18 protein-coding genes and 1 pseudogene are annotated in these 16,862 nt (G+C 60.8%); 11 read left to right on the top strand and 8 right to left on the bottom strand.

What is annotated here, in order from left to right; genetic code table 11:
* From AC1ECN_RS18810 to AC1ECN_RS18835, 6 genes are all read left to right on the top strand, one after another.
* On the top strand, positions 1-2,127 hold the full coding sequence (locus AC1ECN_RS18810) for a calcium-binding protein (protein ID WP_130661589.1): 2,127 nt from the start codon (positions 1-3) through the stop codon (positions 2,125-2,127).
* A 232-nt stretch (positions 2,128-2,359) separates the two neighbouring features.
* The gene (locus AC1ECN_RS18815; protein ID WP_018069558.1) at positions 2,360-2,662 is read left to right on the top strand and encodes a hypothetical protein; all 303 of its coding nucleotides are present in this window, start codon (positions 2,360-2,362) and stop codon (positions 2,660-2,662) included.
* 41 nt (positions 2,663-2,703) lie between these two features.
* Positions 2,704-3,210: a winged helix-turn-helix transcriptional regulator gene (locus AC1ECN_RS18820; protein WP_130661588.1), complete on the top strand. Its 507-nt coding sequence runs from the start codon at positions 2,704-2,706 to the stop codon at positions 3,208-3,210.
* Positions 3,211-3,274: 64 nt separating this feature from the next.
* Complete coding sequence (gene fabF, locus AC1ECN_RS18825) at positions 3,275-4,540, top strand: beta-ketoacyl-ACP synthase II (protein ID WP_477953792.1); 1,266 nt, start codon at positions 3,275-3,277, stop codon at positions 4,538-4,540.
* 183 nt (positions 4,541-4,723) lie between these two features.
* A complete protein-coding gene (locus AC1ECN_RS18830) occupies positions 4,724-5,152 on the top strand; it encodes a DUF4864 domain-containing protein (RefSeq protein ID WP_075223840.1) in 429 nt (142 codons plus the stop codon).
* A 108-nt stretch (positions 5,153-5,260) separates the two neighbouring features.
* Positions 5,261-6,346 (top strand): acyltransferase family protein, encoded by a 1,086-nt coding sequence (locus tag AC1ECN_RS18835; RefSeq protein ID WP_130661587.1) that lies wholly within the window; start codon positions 5,261-5,263, stop codon positions 6,344-6,346.
* Between the two features lies 1 nt (position 6,347).
* On the opposite strand, the gene tgt is transcribed toward AC1ECN_RS18835, so the two are convergent.
* From tgt to coaD, 5 genes are all read right to left on the bottom strand, one after another.
* Positions 6,348-7,478 (bottom strand): tRNA guanosine(34) transglycosylase Tgt, encoded by a 1,131-nt coding sequence (tgt, locus tag AC1ECN_RS18840; protein WP_130672591.1) that lies wholly within the window; start codon positions 7,476-7,478, stop codon positions 6,348-6,350.
* On the bottom strand, positions 7,475-8,560 hold the full coding sequence (queA, locus tag AC1ECN_RS18845) for a tRNA preQ1(34) S-adenosylmethionine ribosyltransferase-isomerase QueA (protein ID WP_130672590.1): 1,086 nt from the start codon (positions 8,558-8,560) through the stop codon (positions 7,475-7,477). Before queA ends, tgt begins: the two co-directional genes overlap by 4 nt.
* Positions 8,561-8,634: 74 nt before the next feature.
* Entirely contained in the window at positions 8,635-9,144 is a 510-nt protein-coding gene (locus AC1ECN_RS18850; RefSeq protein ID WP_003539661.1) for a peptidylprolyl isomerase, read from the bottom strand.
* Positions 9,145-9,173: 29 nt separating this feature from the next.
* The gene (locus tag AC1ECN_RS18855) at positions 9,174-9,746 is read right to left on the bottom strand and encodes a peptidylprolyl isomerase (RefSeq protein WP_130672589.1); all 573 of its coding nucleotides are present in this window, start codon (positions 9,744-9,746) and stop codon (positions 9,174-9,176) included.
* A gap of 42 nt (positions 9,747-9,788) precedes the next feature.
* On the bottom strand, positions 9,789-10,283 hold the full coding sequence (gene coaD / locus AC1ECN_RS18860) for a pantetheine-phosphate adenylyltransferase (protein WP_130672588.1): 495 nt from the start codon (positions 10,281-10,283) through the stop codon (positions 9,789-9,791).
* Between the two features lie 90 nt (positions 10,284-10,373).
* Between coaD and AC1ECN_RS18865 the strand changes: the two genes are divergently transcribed.
* The 3 genes from AC1ECN_RS18865 (at position 10,374) to AC1ECN_RS18875 (ending at position 11,113) form a co-directional block, all read left to right on the top strand.
* Positions 10,374-10,652 carry a hypothetical protein gene (locus AC1ECN_RS18865; protein ID WP_130672587.1) on the top strand — a complete coding sequence of 93 codons (279 nt, stop codon included), beginning with the start codon at positions 10,374-10,376 and terminating at the stop codon, positions 10,650-10,652.
* A gap of 134 nt (positions 10,653-10,786) precedes the next feature.
* Entirely contained in the window at positions 10,787-10,942 is a 156-nt protein-coding gene (locus AC1ECN_RS18870) for a hypothetical protein (RefSeq protein WP_003539654.1), read from the top strand.
* Positions 10,943-10,978: 36 nt separating this feature from the next.
* Positions 10,979-11,113 (top strand): hypothetical protein, encoded by a 135-nt coding sequence (locus AC1ECN_RS18875; RefSeq protein ID WP_280764420.1) that lies wholly within the window; start codon positions 10,979-10,981, stop codon positions 11,111-11,113.
* 60 nt (positions 11,114-11,173) lie between these two features.
* On the opposite strand, the gene AC1ECN_RS18880 is transcribed toward AC1ECN_RS18875, so the two are convergent.
* Together AC1ECN_RS18880 and gyrA are read right to left on the bottom strand one after the other, a co-directional pair.
* A complete protein-coding gene (locus tag AC1ECN_RS18880) occupies positions 11,174-11,296 on the bottom strand; it encodes a hypothetical protein (RefSeq protein WP_281033847.1) in 123 nt (40 codons plus the stop codon).
* A gap of 4 nt (positions 11,297-11,300) precedes the next feature.
* Positions 11,301-14,138: a DNA gyrase subunit A gene (gene gyrA, locus AC1ECN_RS18885; RefSeq protein WP_130672586.1), complete on the bottom strand. Its 2,838-nt coding sequence runs from the start codon at positions 14,136-14,138 to the stop codon at positions 11,301-11,303.
* 237 nt (positions 14,139-14,375) lie between these two features.
* Between gyrA and AC1ECN_RS18890 the strand changes: the two genes are divergently transcribed.
* Positions 14,376-15,023, top strand: a complete 648-nt coding sequence (locus AC1ECN_RS18890; protein WP_018069570.1) for a MarC family protein — start codon at positions 14,376-14,378, stop codon at positions 15,021-15,023.
* Positions 15,024-15,140: 117 nt separating this feature from the next.
* Here the strand turns inward: AC1ECN_RS18890 and AC1ECN_RS18895 are convergent, their stop codons facing one another.
* Positions 15,141-15,650: a single-stranded DNA-binding protein gene (locus AC1ECN_RS18895; protein ID WP_130672585.1), complete on the bottom strand. Its 510-nt coding sequence runs from the start codon at positions 15,648-15,650 to the stop codon at positions 15,141-15,143.
* A gap of 283 nt (positions 15,651-15,933) precedes the next feature.
* Here AC1ECN_RS18895 and AC1ECN_RS18900 point away from each other — a divergent pair.
* Positions 15,934-16,862 (top strand): annotated as a pseudogene (locus tag AC1ECN_RS18900) (excinuclease ABC subunit UvrA); the annotation flags it as partial.

A 16,862-nucleotide genomic window follows, 5' to 3' on the forward strand; every position in this document is an offset into this window, starting at 1 on the left:
ATGGCTCAAGCCGTTAGAATAAACGATATTATTCGTTCCTTTGGAATTGATACGCATATCGACTACACCGACGGAAAATATTCCAATGTCGGAGAAGTTGTTAAGGCTCTCGACTATCTTGGCCTTGATACCGTCCGCGATCATGCCCCCAACTCCGCTTCCGACCCCAACGGCCAAACGCATCTCGGCGATACGGCCGAAGCCGGCGTGCAATTCGTCTTCAGCGCCCAACGGGAAGTCGACCCCGCCGCCGTCGCCCAGCGGCTGCATGGTTTCGTGCAGGCCCATCCCGGATCGGTCGTCGGTATCGAAGGTCCGAACGAAGTCAACAACTGGCCGGTCAGCTATCATGGCCTGAGTGGCCAGGCCGCAGCGGTCGCCTATCAGAAAGACCTCTCTGCCGCCGTCAACGCCGATCCCTTGCTGAAAAACATCCCCGTTCTCGGCTTTACCGGATATACGGTCGCTTCCGCCTCCGACTACACGACGATCCACACCTATGCGAAGGATGGCGACCAGCCATATTCATGGCTTTCCCGAGAATCCGGCGTTCAGCGCTCTGCCGATCCGGGCAAGCCGCTGGCGATCACCGAGACCGGGTACCACACCTCGCTCACCGCCGACACCAATGGTGGCTGGGAAGGCGTCAGTGAAGCGACGCAGGCAAAACTCCTGCTCAATACGCTGATGGACGGCGCCGCACTTGGATCGAAACAGACGTTCATCTACGAGCTGCTGGACGCCTATTCCGATCCGCAGGGCACCAATCAGGAAAAGCATTTCGGCCTTTTTCATCTCGACTATTCCGCCAAGCCGGCTGCGACGGCGATCCACAATCTGACCGAAATCCTTGCGGACGACGGCGCTGCGAAGGCGAGCTTCAGCACGGGGACCCTCAATTATTCGATCGACGGTCTGCCGTCCTCGGCCCGTAGCCTGCTGACGGAAAAATCGGACGGAAGCTACCAGATCACCATCTGGAATGAGCCCGATATCTGGAACCAGTCCACCGATACAGCCATTCAGGCTGCGAACACGGCCGTCAAAGTCAATCTCGGCGCCGCGTTCGGCTCCGTGAAGGTCTTCGACCCGCTGACCGGAACGACGGCGATCAAAAGCCTCAGTGATGTCTCGTCGCTGACGGTTGATGTCGTCGACCATCCCGTTATCATTGACATCGAAAGCGGCAGTGCCAGCACGCCGCCGCCGGCCACCGGCCATATCTATGGCGGCACGGGCAACGACATATTCACCGTGAGCAACCCCGCTCAAATCGTCGACGAAAGCCGGGGCGGCGGAACCGATACCGTCATGTCGTCGATCAGCTTCAGCCTCAAGGATACGGCGCATACGATCGGAAACGTCGAGAATCTGACGTTGACCGGCACCGCCAATCTGAACGGCACCGGAAATGGCCTGGCGAATGTTCTCGTCGGCAATTCCGGCAACAATATCCTCGATGGAAGCACCGGCGCCGACCACATGTCGGGGCGCGCCGGCAACGATACTTATGTGGTCGACAATGCCGGCGATTTTGCCGATGAAACAGGCGGATCCGGTAAGGACACCGTCAAGGCTTCGACTTCCTTCAGCCTGGCCGATCTGAAGCGCACGGCCGGAACGATCGAGAACCTTGCCTTGACCGGAACGGCCAATCTCAGCGCGACGGGCAACAACACGTCCAACGTGCTGACCGGCAACGACGGCAGCAACAGTCTCAATGGCGGCAAAGGCGCCGACCAGATGAGCGGCGGGCTCGGCAACGACAAGCTGATCGGCAAAGCCGGCGCAGACATTCTGACCGGCGGCGGAGGGGCCGATTCCTTCGTTTTCGACGTTAAGCCCGACAATGTGAGCATCGACAAGATCCGGGATTTCTCCTCGGCGGCCGGCGACAAGCTGCTGCTCGACCATTCGATTTTCGCCGCACTCAGCCTATCCGGATTTTCAGATGAGAATTTCGTTGTCGGAACGAAAGCGCTCGAAGCTGACGATAGACTGATCTACGACCAGGCCAGCGGCATTCTATCCTTTGATGCGGATGGAAGTGCCGCGGGTGCGGCAATCCATGTCGCCGATCTCGACAATTCTCCGGCGCTTCACTTCAAGGATTTCGTGCTGATCTGACCCGGCCAGGCCCGTCGCTATTCGACGGCGGGCGGCCGCACCACGTGCGTTTCTAAAGCGCGTCGCGATCTTTCAGATTCGCTCCTTGCGCTTTAACTCTTTGTTTTTACGCATGTCGTTGCCGCAAAACCGCTGCACACTTTTGCGCGACATGCTTTAGTCTCCTCTTGCCGGCATGAAATTCCCGGCCACATTCTCCGTTGACGCCACTCGTGCCGCAACGGAGAAGCCTTTGCCCTGGATCGCCTATATCGCCCATTTCATCGCCGCGGCATTTCTGACCAACGGCGTCCCACATTTCGTCAACGGCGTCAGTGGCAGGCCGTTCCGCATCCCATTCGCGCAAGGGGCAAAGCTTGGCTCGCCGACAGCCAATGCCGTCTGGGGCTGGGCGAATTTCCTCGTCGCCTTCCTGCTCTTTGCCAATGTCGGGCCGCTCTATATCGGCACGCCGGGCGATACGATCTTCGTGGCGGCCGGCATGCTCGTCACCGGCATTCTGCTCGCCCGCATTTTCGAGGGCGACGCCAGATAGTAACTTGCATGATGATAGTTACTGCTATAGTGACATTAGCCATGCAACGGACGAGCTTCAGCGACTTCAAATGCCCGGCGGCGCGCGCGCTCGACAGCGTCGGCGACTGGTGGAGCATGCTGATCCTGCGCGACGCCTTCCAGGGGCTTTCGCGCTTCGACGAATTCCAGAAGAGCCTCGGCGTGGCGCCGAACATCCTGACGCGGCGGCTCAAACATCTGACGGAAAAGGGGTTGTTCGAACGGCGGCTCTACCATCAGCGCCCTGCCCGCTACGAATATCTGCTGACGGACAAGGGCCGTGATTTCTTTCCTGTTCTGATGACGCTGTTTTCCTGGGGAAGCCGGCACATCCCCGAAGAGGACCTCGCCTTTCTCTTGGGCGATGCCGCTTCCGGCAGAGAGCGCCAGACGATGCTGGTCGATGCACGGACCGGCGAACCAGTGACACCAGAAAACACCAGCCTGCTTGCAGGCCCCGCCGCCGATGGTGAAGTGCACGAGCGGATCGCCCGCATGCGCGCCTGGTATCTCGGCATCGACGCCTAATTCAAAAAGTTACAGCGTCCTTTGCGCGTCTGAAAAACGCGCGGCGCTGTCGGAGGAAAATACAATGGATCGCATCGTTGTCACCGGCATGGGACTTGTCTCGCCACTCGGCACCGGCGTCGAGCCCGCCTGGAAGCGTCTTCTCGACGGCGGTTCCGGGCTGAGGGTGCTGGCGGAGGATATCGTCGGCGAACTCTCGGCCAAGGTCGGCGGTATCGTTCCCGACATCGCTGGGGATGCGCAAGCCGGCTTCGATCCAGACCGTTACATCACGCCTAAGGACCAGAAGAAGATGGACCGCTTCATCCACTTCGCCATGGCGGCGACGGAGCAAGCGGTAAAACAGGCTGGCTGGATGCCGACCGACGAAGGCGAGCGCGAGCGCACGGCAACGATCATCGCGTCGGGCGTCGGCGGCTTTCCGGCGATCGCCGAAGCGGTGCGGATCGGCGAAACGCGTGGCGTGCGGCGACTGTCGCCTTTCACCGTGCCGTCCTTCCTCGTCAACCTTGCCGCCGGCCAGGTCAGCATCCGCTACGGCTTCAAGGGGCCGCTGGGTGCTCCGGTGACGGCCTGTGCGGCCAGCGTCCAGGCGATCGGCGATGCGGCGCGGCTGATCCGCTCCGGCGAAGCCGATGTGGCGATCTGCGGCGGTGCCGAGGCCTGCATCGACAAGGTGAGCCTTGGCGGCTTTGCCGCTGCGCGTGCGCTTTCCACCGGCTTCAACGAGACGCCGGAGCTGGCATCTCGGCCCTTCGACACGGCGCGCGACGGTTTCGTCATGGGCGAAGGCGCCGGCATCCTGGTTATCGAAACACTGGAGCATGCACTTGCCCGCGGCGCCACACCGCTCGCCGAACTCGTCGGCTACGGCACGGCGGCGGACGCCTACCACATGACCTCAGGCCCCGAAGACGGCGACGGCGCCCGCCGCGCGATGGAGACGGCACTCAAGCAGGCGAAGATCCCGGCTTCGCAGGTCAGGCATCTGAACGCGCATGCGACCTCGACACCGGTCGGTGACAGGGGCGAGATCGCGGCGATCGGCACGGTCTTCGGCCGCGACGGCGGCATTGCCGTCAGCGCGACGAAATCGGCGACCGGCCACCTGCTTGGCGCCGCCGGCGGGCTGGAAGCGATCTTCACCATCCTTGCGCTGCGCGACCAGATCGCGCCGCCGACCCGCAACCTGGAGTATGCGGATCCGGCCGCCGACGGCATCGATATCGTTGGCAAGACAGCGCGGCCGCTGGTGATGGACTATGCGATTACCAACGGTTTTGGCTTCGGCGGGGTGAATGCCAGCGCTCTCTTCCGGCGCTGGTCGTAAAGTCCGCTTTTCTTGCGCTCGAGCGGTACAGCTTTTCATGGAAGCGCAGAACCGCTCTAGATTTTTGTTTTGCGCAATTCCGGACGCAAAACCGCTGCGCACTTTTGCTGGCATTGCTCTGGAAATCGCCTACACTTCTGCCTATCGGGGGATCATTCCCCCGATAGAGCCGGAGATCAATCCATGCGCGCCTTCTTCGCAGTTCTCATCCTGTGTGCCGCATCCGCCCTCTCCCCCGTATCGGCCCGCGCCGAAGATCCGATCGACACGACGCGGACGATGATCGAGGAACAGATCAAAGCCTTCCTCAAGGACGATGCCGAGACCGCCTATTCCTTCGCCGCGCCCGGCATCAGGGCGATGTATCCCGACAAGAACCTGTTCTTCGCCATGGTGAAGAAGAGCTACGAGCCGGTCTATCACCCAGGCAACTACGCCTTCGGGCGCAGCCGCTCGATCGACAACGGCGCGCTGATCTATCACGAGGTGCTGATTTCGGGCCGTGACGGCAAGGACTGGACGGCGATCTACCAGATCACCCGCCAGCCGGACGGCAGCTACAGGATCAACGGCGTGCAGATCATGCCGGACGCGGACAGCAAGGGCATCTGACGCGCTGTCTCCTCTCTTCGACAGGACCCAATCGATTACACGGCCTCGTTGCGCTAACGATTTAGAAATCCTCCAGGAGTAACAAAATACCAACGGAGGGTTGTTATATTGAAGACTGGCAAACAATTTTTCACAGCTCTTGAGGCGTTGCGAGGAATTGCGGCTGTCGTGGTCATGTTCCTTCACACGGGTGGTACGCTGGGTCCGATACCGGCGAATATCGGTTACCTTGCCGTTGACCTCTTCTTTCTATTGAGCGGCGTCGTTCTTGCAAATTCATATGAGAGGCAGCTGACAACGGGACAGATTTCGCCCGCCGGATTTCTGCTGCAGCGTATCATTCGGCTTTATCCAATTTATCTTCTTTCGCTTCCGATTGGCCTTTTCAACTATGCACTTCAAAACGGGCTGGACTACTTCACTCTGGCAGGCCTTCTGCTGAAGGCGATCCTGCTCATTCCAAGCACAAACCTGGAAAGTCTCTTTCCTTTCAACGAACCTAGCTGGTCGCTCTTCTTCGAGCTCTGGGCAGGGATGCTATTCTCCGTCCTTCTAATACGACTGTCACTCAGAAGCTTGCTCGCCATCGCCTTGGGGACTGCGGGCATCACCATGTGCGGGGCATTGGTCGGAGGCAACCTCGACATCGGTCACCAGCCGGGCTACTTCATATTTGGCTTTTCAAGGGTGCTGTTCTCGTTCTCGCTCGGGATCTGCCTCTACAGGCTATATGATATCCAGAACCCGACTACGGCCAATAGCGGCAACATTGTCGGCCTTCTTCTGTGTGGATGCCTGATCTTCATCACAGGCATATCGGCCAGCACGTTCTTCGGTTTCCCGTATTTTGATTTCTTATTATGCCTCGTAGTCTTTCCGGCCATTGTCTGGCTTGCGATGCGCACAAGGCAGACCGGCTTGGTCGAGCTGCTATTCCGTTGGCTGGGGAGGCTTTCCTATCCGATTTATATTCTACATGGGCCCATCTTCAGTCTGCTGCAGTCACTGCGGCAAAAGGGCTTTGACCTTCCGGCTTCTCCGGCATCCGGTATGGTCGTCGTGATAGCGATTTTCATTGCGGCTGGGATCGTCGCCATTCGCTTCGACGAGCCAGTGCGCAAAAAGCTCAAAATGATGGTTGCGCCAAATCGGGCGTCTGCGGTCCCCGCGGCAAGCAATGCGGGAGCGAAATAGCTTACACCGGCTGGAGGTCGCCCCTCGCCCATTCCTCCTGTGTTTCCGCCATGAAATCGGCGAAGCGGCCTTCGGCGATCGCCTTGCGGATGCCCTGCATCAGTTCCTGGTAATAAGCGAGATTGTGCCAGGAGAGCAGCATGCCGCCGAGCGCCTCGTTGGAGCGGACGAGATGGTGCAGATAGGCACGCGAATAGTCGCGCGAGGCCGGGCAATTCGACTGTTCGTCGAGCGGGCGCATATCCTCGGCATGGCGGGCATTGCGGATATTGACCTTGCCGCGGCGGGTAAAGGCCAGGCCATGGCGGCCGGAGCGGGTCGGCATGACGCAGTCGAACATGTCGATGCCGCGGGCGACCGATTTCAGGATATCATCCGGCGTGCCGACGCCCATGAGGTAACGCGGCTTTTCCAGAGAAAGTACCGGCAGCGTCGTTTCCAGCATCTGCAGCATGACGTCCTGCGGCTCGCCGACCGCCAGGCCGCCGATCGCATAGCCCTTGAGGTCGAGCTGGCTCAGCGCCTCGGCCGAGCGGATGCGCAGTGCCGGGATATCGCCGCCCTGGACGATGCCGAACATCGCCTTGCCGGGCTGCTCGCCGAAGGCGACCCTGCAGCGCTCGGCCCAGCGCAGCGACATTTCCATGGCGCGCTCGATCTCCTTCGGCTCGGCCGGCAGCGCCACGCATTCGTCGAGCTGCATCTGGATGTCGGAGCCGAGCAGCCCCTGGATTTCGATGGAGCGCTCTGGCGACATATGGTGGAGGCTACCATCGACATGCGACTTGAAGGTGACGCCCTGCTCGTCGAGCTTGCGCAGGCCGGACAGCGACATGACCTGGAAACCGCCAGAGTCCGTTAGAATCGGGTGCTCCCAGCGAATGAGCTTATGCAGGCCGCCGAGACGGGCGACACGCTCGGCGGTCGGGCGCAGCATCAGGTGATAGGTATTGCCGAGGATGATATCGGCGCCGGTCTCGCGCACCTGGTCGAGATACATGGCCTTAACAGTGCCGACGGTGCCGACCGGCATGAAGGCCGGCGTGCGGATCTCGCCGCGCGGCATGGAGATCTGGCCTAAGCGTGCGCCGGCATCGGTCTTCTTCAGGGTGAATTGGAAGTTGTCTGTCATTTGTCTTTCCGGAAAAGAAGGCTCGCGTCGCCGTAAGAGTAGAAGCGGTAGCCCGTCGAAATGGCGTGTTTATAAGCCGCGTGCATGGTCTCGAAGCCGGCAAAGGCCGAGACCAGCATGAAGAGCGTCGAGCGCGGCAGGTGGAAATTGGTCATCAGCATGTCGACCGCCTTGAAGCGGTAACCCGGCGTGATGAAGATGCCGGTGGCGCCACTCCAGGCGCGGACTTCGCCACTCTCTTCGGCCGCACTTTCGATCAGCCGCAGCGAGGTCGTGCCGACGCAGACGATGCGCCCGCCGCTTGCTTTGACGGCGTTCAGCCGTGCTGCCGTCTCGGCGCTGACGGTGCCGCTTTCCAGATGCATCTTGTGATCAGCGGTATCGTCGGCCTTGACGGGCAGGAAGGTGCCGGCGCCGACGTGCAGCGTGACAAAATGGCGTTCGATGCCGGCTCTGTCGAGCGCATCGAACAGCCTTGGCGTGAAATGCAGGCCGGCGGTCGGGGCAGCAACGGCACCCTCCTCGCGGGCATAGATCGTCTGGTAATCCGCGCGGTCGCGCGCGTCCTCAGGACGCTTGGCGGCGATATAGGGCGGCAGCGGAATATGGCCGACGGCGGCGATCGCCTCGTCAAGCGCCGGGCCGGAGAGATCGAACAGTAGCGTCACCTCGCCGGCCTCGCCCTTTTCCTCGACGGTGGCATCAAGCGAGCCGAAGAAGCAGCTCTCGCCGGAATGGCCGAAGGAGATGCGGTCGCCCTCCTTGATGCGTTTGCCGGGCTTGGCGAAGGCCTTCCAGCGGCTGGGGCCGGTGCGCATGTGCAGCGTGGCAGACACCTGCTGGCCGCCGGCGCCGTCGCGATGGCGGATGCCCTCGAGCTGGGCGGGAATGACCTTGGTATCGTTGAAGACCAACGCGTCGCCGGCCCGCAGGAACGACGTGAGATCGCCGACGCGATGGTCCGACAGGTGGCTTTCCGCATTCGGATCGATGACGAGCAGGCGCGCGCTGTCGCGCGGCTCGGCGGGCCTCAACGCGATGCGTTCATCGGGCAGATCGAAATCGAAAAGGTCTACGCGCATCAGGGCACTTTCAGGCAAAGCGAAACCCGCCCCACGCAGCTATGCGCAAAGGCGGGTTTCAGCAGAAATCACAATCAGACGTCGGCGGCAACCCGCATGGAGACGATCGAGTCCGGATCGGAAACCGGCTCGCCGCGCTTGATCTTGTCGACGTTGTCCATGCCTTCGATGACCTGGCCCCAGACGGAATACTGCTTGTTCAGCCAGGGCGCGTCGGTGAAGCAGATGAAGAACTGCGAATTAGCCGAGTTCGGGTTCTGCGAACGGGCCATCGAGCAGGTGCCGCGCGTATGCGTGGTCGCCGAGAATTCAGCCTTCAGATCCGGCTTCGACGAGCCACCCATGCCGGCGCGGCTGGGATTGAAGGTTTCCGAGCCCTTCTTGCCGAATTCAACGTCGCCCGTCTGGGCCATGAAATCCTGGATGACGCGGTGGAAGACGACGCCGTCATAGGCCTTCTCGCGGGCGAGTTCCTTGATGCGGGCGACATGCTCCGGGGCGACCTGCGGCAAAAGCTGAATGACAACCTTGCCCTTGGTGGTTTCCAGAATGACGGTGTTTTCGGGATCCTTGATCTCGGCCATTTGTCTTCTCCTCTTGTTTCTCTCGTAACTTACTTCTTGCCCAGGGTGACTTTGATCATCCGGTCGGGATTGCTGACTTCGCCGTTCTGGCCTTCGCCCTTCTTGATCTTGTCGACATTCTCCATGCCGGAGACGACCTTGCCGACGACGGTGTACTGGCCGTTCAGGAACGAACCCTCGGCGAACATGATGAAGAACTGCGAATTGGCGGAATTCGGATCCTGTGAGCGGGCCATGCCGACCGTGCCACGCACGAACGGGGTCTTGGAGAACTCGGCCGGAATGTCAGCCATATCGGAGGAGCCGGTGCCGGCAAGGCTCGCATCGAAGCCCTTCTCCATGTTGCCGTATTTGACGTCGCCGGTCTGGGCCATGAAGCCGTCGATGACGCGGTGGAAGGCGACGTTGTCATACTCGCCCTTCTTGGCCAGCGCCTCGATCTGGGCGACATGCTTCGGCGCCACCTCAGGCATGAGCTGGATGACGATAGGGCCGTTCTTCAGCTGGATGGTGAGATAGTGATCGGCCGACTGGGCGAAGGCATCCCCCGCGAAGGAGGCGAGATACAGCACGCCGGCAAATGCGAGATAGAAGAGTTTCATATGAGCTCCGTTGCGGCGGTATCCGCCTAGTCTTTGTTCTTACTAGTTTGGGCGCTTGGATGTGAGGGCTTGCAAGACGGCGGCCGGCACGAAAGCGCTGACATCGCCGCCCATGGCGGCGATCTGGCGAACCAATGTGGCGGTAATAGGCCGGGAGGCCGTGCCCGCCGGCAAAAAGATGGTCTGGATATCAGGCGCCATCGTCCGGTTCATGCCGGCCATCTGCATTTCGTAATCGAGATCGGTGCCGTCACGAAGGCCGCGGATCAACAGCGTGGCGCTATGGGTGCGAGCGGCATCGACGACCAGATTGTCGAAGGCGACGACGGTGATGTCGCCGGTCTTGCCAGGCAGCGCTTCAGCCAGAGAACGGCGGATCAGTTCAGCTCTCTCCTCGAAGGAGAAGAGCGGCGCCTTGCCGGGATGGATGCCGATCGCGACGATCACCTTTTCGGCGACGTTGAGCGCCTGGACCAGAACATCCACATGCCCATTGGTGATCGGGTCGAAGGACCCCGGATAGAAAGCTGTCGTCATGTGGCCTGACCGTTGGTTTGACGCCTTTTGTCACGGATGCTGCCTTGCCGCAAGTGATTTGGCCAGTCGTTCCGGGCGGCTGAACGGCGGATGAATGTGCCGTTCAAGGCCGTTTCAGACGCGATCTGCTTAACTCCGATCATCAAAGCAGCCGATGCCATTCCGACATCCGGCGCTCCCCGAAAGACCAGGTCCATGCTAATCGTGCTCGTTGTACTTGCCGTCGTTTCCTCCCTCGTCGCCGAGATGGCCTATGGCTATTTCGCCGATCGATACGAGATGAGCTGGGTGCGGCCGGAGCTTGCAGAGCATGCAGCGATCGTGCGCGCTCAGGGCCGGCTGCGTGAAAAAAACGAGCTTCGAATCTGAATGCCAGATGAACGAGACATTCAAGGTCGCTTCAGATCGGCATTGGTAAACACCCGATCAACATCCGGCGGAACCATTTACAGGCGGATGCGTTCATTCAACCGATACATAGATGCGGCGCGGAAGGAATAAAAATGCCCGGCAAGATTACGATGATTAACGTGCTCTGGATGGTAATGGTCACGGGCATGCTGACCGCAACTGTCGCTCTCTATGATCAGAAGGTCGATACGTCCAAGGTTTATGGTCCCTATGCTTCGGCCCGCACGGCCGTGCTGGGCCAGTACTGAGGGGCGAGAACGCAACTCCCCAGGAAAGGAATGCCTATGTTCACGATCTTGACAGTGCTCACCGCCCTTATCAGCGTCATGTTCATCGTGTCTGTGGCCTCGACGATTTCAGCGCTCCGGCGCGAAGGCGAAGAGGTGAAGGCTCTGAACGAAAACCATAGAGCATTCTGACGTTCCTTTCTTACTACCCTCTCCCACCCTTGAGCGGCACCCTTCCGTCGCCAGGGCCATTCAAAGCCGGATGCTACCCAGCGTCCGGCTTTTTCTTTTGGTGTCGTCCTCAACGATCATCCGGTTTGAAAAGAAAAACGGCGGCTTGAAAAGAAAAGGGCGGCTCGAAGCCGCCCAGTTCATTTGATCATTCCTCGGCAGGCCCGGCGGGATCGCCATCGGCAATCGGCGCTTCGTCACCGCCACCTTCGCCGGCAGCACCCTCGTCCATAGCGGGGGCGCCTTCGACGACCTCGACAGCCTCTTCCGTCTCATCCTCCTCCGGCTCGCTGATGCGCTCGACCGAGACGACTTTCTCGTCCTTGGCCGTCGAGAAGATGGTGACGCCCTTGGTGGCGCGGCTGGCGATGCGGATACCGCCGACCGGCACACGGATCAACTGACCACCATCGGAGACCAGCATGATCTGGTCGCCGTCATCGACAGGGAAGGCCGCGACCAGTTCGCCGATCTCGCCGGTCTTCGACGTGTCGGTGGCGCGGATGCCCTTGCCGCCGCGGCCGGAGATGCGGAAATCGTAGGAGGACGAACGCTTGCCGAAGCCCTTTTCGGAGACGGTGAGCACGAATTGTTCGCGTGCTCTCAACTCGTCATAGCGCTCGTCGGAGAGTTGTCCCTCTTCGGTGACCTCTTCACCGACCAGCGCAATATCCTCTTCATCCACGCCCGTCGCCCGGCGTTCGGTGGCGGAACGCTTGAGATAGGCAGCACGCTCCCACGGCTCGGCATCGACATGACCGACGATCGTCATCGAGATGATGCGGTCGCTATCGCCGAGATTGATGCCGCGCACGCCGATCGAGTTGCGGCCGGCAAAGACCCGGACGTCGTCGACGGAGAAGCGGATGCACTGGCCAAGCGCCGTCGTCAGCAGCACGTCGTCATCTTCCGTGCAGGTCTCGACGGAGAGGATTTCGTCACCCTCCTCCTCGAGCTTCATGGCGATCTTGCCGTTGCGGTTGACCTGGACGAAGTCCGACAGCTTGTTGCGGCGAACCGTGCCGCGCGTCGTCGAGAACATGACGTCGAGATTGTCCCAGCTCGCCTCGTCCTCGGGCAAAGGCAGGATGGTGGTGATACGCTCACCGGGTGCGAGCGGCAGCATATTGATCAGCGCCTTGCCGCGTGAGGTCGGCGTGCCGATAGGCAGGCGCCAGACCTTCTCCTTGTAGACGATGCCACGCGAAGAGAAGAACAGCACCGGCGTGTGAGTATTGACTACGAATAGCCGGCTAACAAAATCCTCGTCGCGGGTGGTCATGCCGGAGCGACCCTTGCCGCCGCGGCGCTGGGCGCGGTAGGTGGTCAGCGGCACGCGCTTGATATAACCGAGATGCGAGACGGTGACGACCATGTCTTCACGGGCGATCAGATCCTCGTCGTCCATTTCGAGACCGCCATCGACGATCTCGGTGCGGCGCGGCGTGCCGAACTCGTCGCGGACGGCGATGAGTTCATCCTTGACGATGGTCTGGATGCGGACGCGCGAGGAGAGAATATCGAGGTAATCCTTGATTTCCTCGCCGATCTTGTTGAGTTCGTCGCCGATTTCGTCGCGGCCAAGCGCCGTCAGGCGGGCAAGGCGCAGTTCGAGGATGGCGCGGGCCTGCTCTTCCGACAGATTGTAGGTCAGGTCCTCATTGATGCGATGGCGCGGATCGTCGATCAGACGGATCAGGCTTTCGACATCTTCCGCCGGCCAGCGACGGGTCATCAGTTCTTCGCGGGCCGACTGGGGATCGGGCGCCTGACGGATGACGCGGATGACCTCGTCGATATTGGCGACGGCAATGGCGAGACCGACCAACACATGGGCGCGGTCACGCGCCTTGCGCAGCAGGAATTTCGTTCTCCGGCTAACGACTTCCTCGCGGAAAGAGACGAAAGCGCGCAGCATGTCGAGCAGGGTCAGCTGTTCGGGCTTGCCGCCGTTCAGCGCCACCATGTTGCAGCCGAAGGACGTCTGCAGCGGCGTATAGCGATAAAGCTGGTTGAGGATGACCTCGGCATTGGCATCGCGCTTCAGCTCGACGACGACGCGATAACCCTGGCGGTCGGATTCGTCGCGCAGGTCGGAGATGCCTTCGATGCGCTTGTCGCGCACCAGCTCGGCCATCTTCTCGATCATCGTCGCCTTGTTCACCTGGTAGGGAATCTCGCTGATGATGATCTGCTCGCGGTCACCGCGCATCGGCTCGATGGCGGCAACGCCGCGCATGATGACGGATCCGCGGCCGGTCTCATAGGCGGATCGGATGCCGGCACGGCCGAGGATCTTCGCACCTGTGGGGAAATCGGGGCCGGGAATGATCTGCATCAGTTCCGGCAGCTCGATTGCCGGATCGTCGATCAGCGCGACGCAGCCGTCGATGACTTCGGAGAGATTGTGCGGCGGGATGTTGGTCGCCATGCCGACGGCGATGCCGCCGGCGCCATTGACGAGCAGGTTCGGGAACTTGGCGGGCACCACGACCGGCTCGGAGAGCGTACCGTCGTAGTTGTCGCGGAAATCGACGGTTTCCTTGTCGAGATCGTCGAGCAGCGAGTGGGCAGCCTTTTCCAGACGGCATTCGGTATAACGTTCGGCCGCCGGCGGATCACCATCGACCGAGCCGAAATTACCCTGACCGTCGATCAGTGGCAGACGCAGCGACCAGGGCTGCGCCATGCGGGCGAGCGCATCATAGATCGCGGAATTGCCGTGCGGATGGAATTTACCCATCACGTCACCGGTGACGCGGGCGCATTTGACGTATTTCTTGTTCCAGTCGATACCGAGCTCGGACATGCCGTAGAGGATGCGCCGGTGCACGGGCTTCAGGCCGTCGCGCACGTCGGGCAGCGCGCGGCTGACGATGACGCTCATGGCGTAATCGAGATACGACCGCTGCATTTCCTCCATGATGGAGATGGGCTCGATGCCTGGCGGGAGCTTCCCGCCGCCGGGGGGTGTTTGCTCAGTCAAAACAGATCACGATCTCTTCTAGAATCACTTGAAGATTTATAGCGGAAAGCCTGTTGCCACGCCAATTTCACAGCGCGTTTTGAACAGGCTTTTGCGGCTTAAAGACGGTAAAACATACAAGTTGCGCGGCCAGACCGGACAAATCCGCTGCGGGCCGCCGCGGGATATTTGCCAAATCGGAATCCCCGCTTCACAATCATAAAAAACCACACACCCATATGGGGTTCCGGAGAGCCGATGGCAAGCGCCGACCAATTGATCAACGCCTTCACGACGCTGCTCGTCACCATCGATCCGCCGGGGCTCGCACCGATCTTCCTAGGCCTGACGACAGGCATGAGCCGCAGCGAGCGTACGCAGGTGGCGCTGCGCGGCTCGACCATCGCCTTCATCATCCTCGCCGTCTTCGCGCTGTTCGGCGCCGGCGTTCTCGGCGTGCTCGGGATTTCGATCGGCGCCTTCCGCATCGCCGGCGGGCTGCTGCTGTTCTGGATCGCCTTCGAGATGGTGTTCGAGAGGCGGCAGGAGCGCAAGGAGAAGGCGACCGAGGCGGCGATCACCAAGGATCACATCGAGAATATCGCGGTCTTCCCCCTCGCCTTGCCGCTGATTGCCGGTCCGGGTGCGATCTCGGCGACGATCCTGCTTGCCGGCACGCTGGCCACCTCGATCGGGAAAGCGCAATTGATCGGCGTCATTGCCGCCAATCTGCTGCTGACCTTCCTCATGCTGCTCATCGCCGAAAGGCTGGACCGTTTCCTCGGCGTCACCGGCCGGGCAATCCTGACACGGCTTCTTGGCGTCATCCTCGCAGCGCTCGCCGCACAATTCGTCGTCGACGGAGCTAAGTCGGCGTTCAATCTGATCAGCGCGACGCCGCATTGAAAAGGGGCGCCTACCCGGGCTCAAATCATCTGCCGAGAGATCAACGAAAAAGAGCATGACGCCATCCAAGGCATCATGCTCTCTCAAGTCTTTCAGTAAGCCAGGAAAGGCTACCGATCAGAACGGGATATCGTCGTCGAGATCCCGCGAGAAGTTGCTGCCGCCGCCACCGCCGCGGCTCGGTGATGAGGCGGGAGCCGGGGCGCCGTAATCGTCGCCATAATCGTTGCCGCCACCGGCACTGCCACGGCCGCCGCTCGCGCCGCCGCCTTCACCGCGGCCGTCGAGCATCGTCAGCGTCGAACCGAAACCCTGAAGCACCACTTCCGTGCTGTAGCGATCCTGGCCCTGCTGGTCCTGCCACTTGCGGGTCTGCAGCTGGCCTTCAATATAGAGCTTGGCGCCCTTCTTCACATATTGCTCGACGACCTTGCAGAGGCCCTCGTTGAAGACGACGACAGTGTGCCATTCGGTCTTCTCACGGCGCTCGCCGGAATTGCGGTCGCGCCAGGTCTCCGAGGTCGCGATACGAAGATTGGCGATCGGCCGGCCATCCTGAGTGCGGCGGATTTCGGGGTCTGCACCGACGTTTCCAATCAGAATTACCTTATTCACGCTACCAGCCATGCTTCTCACCCTGCCTGCCGCCCTGCCCGGCGGCGTTTAATCGATCGGCGCACCTTAAACCATCACGGACCGCCGATGCGCATGGGCGGCATTTAATCCACATGTTTATCCATCAGAACGCCGCATGCATCCATCAGGAATTTTGTTCTTTATTTGTTCTAGTTTATCCGTATGATCCTGTCAACAGAATCGAAAACCTTGAGCCCTTGCGGATATTCAGCCTCGACTCGCCCGTCGGCATCACTAAATAAGGGCTGTCATCCAGAAAACCAAAGCAGAGACGATGAGCGAACTGAAGACGATCTCCATCCGCGGCGCGCGCGAGCATAATCTCAAGAGCATCGATCTCGATCTGCCGCGTAACAAGCTGATCGTCATGACCGGGCTTTCGGGTTCGGGCAAATCCTCGCTCGCCTTCGACACGATCTATGCCGAGGGCCAGCGGCGTTATGTCGAGAGCCTGTCGGCCTATGCCCGGCAGTTCCTCGAGATGATGCAGAAGCCCGATGTCGACCAGATCGACGGGCTGTCGCCGGCAATCTCGATCGAGCAGAAGACCACCTCGCGCAATCCGCGCTCGACGGTCGGCACCGTGACCGAGATCTACGACTATATGCGCCTGCTCTTTGCCCGCGTCGGCGTTCCCTATTCGCCGGCGACCGGCCTGCCGATCGAGAGCCAGACCGTCAGCCAGATGGTCGACCGTATCCTCGATTTCGGCGAGGGCACCCGTCTTTATATCCTTGCGCCGCTCGTGCGCGGGCGCAAGGGCGAATACAAGAAGGAACTGGCGGAGTTGATGAAGAAGGGCTTCCAGCGCGTCAAGGTCGACGGCCAGTTCTACGAGATCGCCGAGGCGCCGGTGCTCGACAAGAAGTACAAACACGACATCGACGTGGTGGTCGACCGCATCGTCGTGCGCTCGGACGTTTCGGCGCGCCTGGCGGACAGTCTGGAGACCTGCCTGAAGCTTGCCGACGGGCTGGCGGTTGCCGAATTCGCCGACAAGCCGCTGCCGCCGGAGGAGACATCGGCCGGCGGTTCAGCGAACAAGTCGCTGAACGAGACGCATGAACGCGTGCTGTTTTCGGAGAAATTCGCCTGCCCGGTCTCCGGCTTCACCATTCCCGAGATCGAACCCAGGCTCTTCTCCTTCAACAACCCGTTCGGCGCCTGCCCGACCTGCGACGGCCTCGGCGCCCAGCAGAAGAT

This window comes from Rhizobium sp. 01N447_2 (assembly GCF_056399245.1).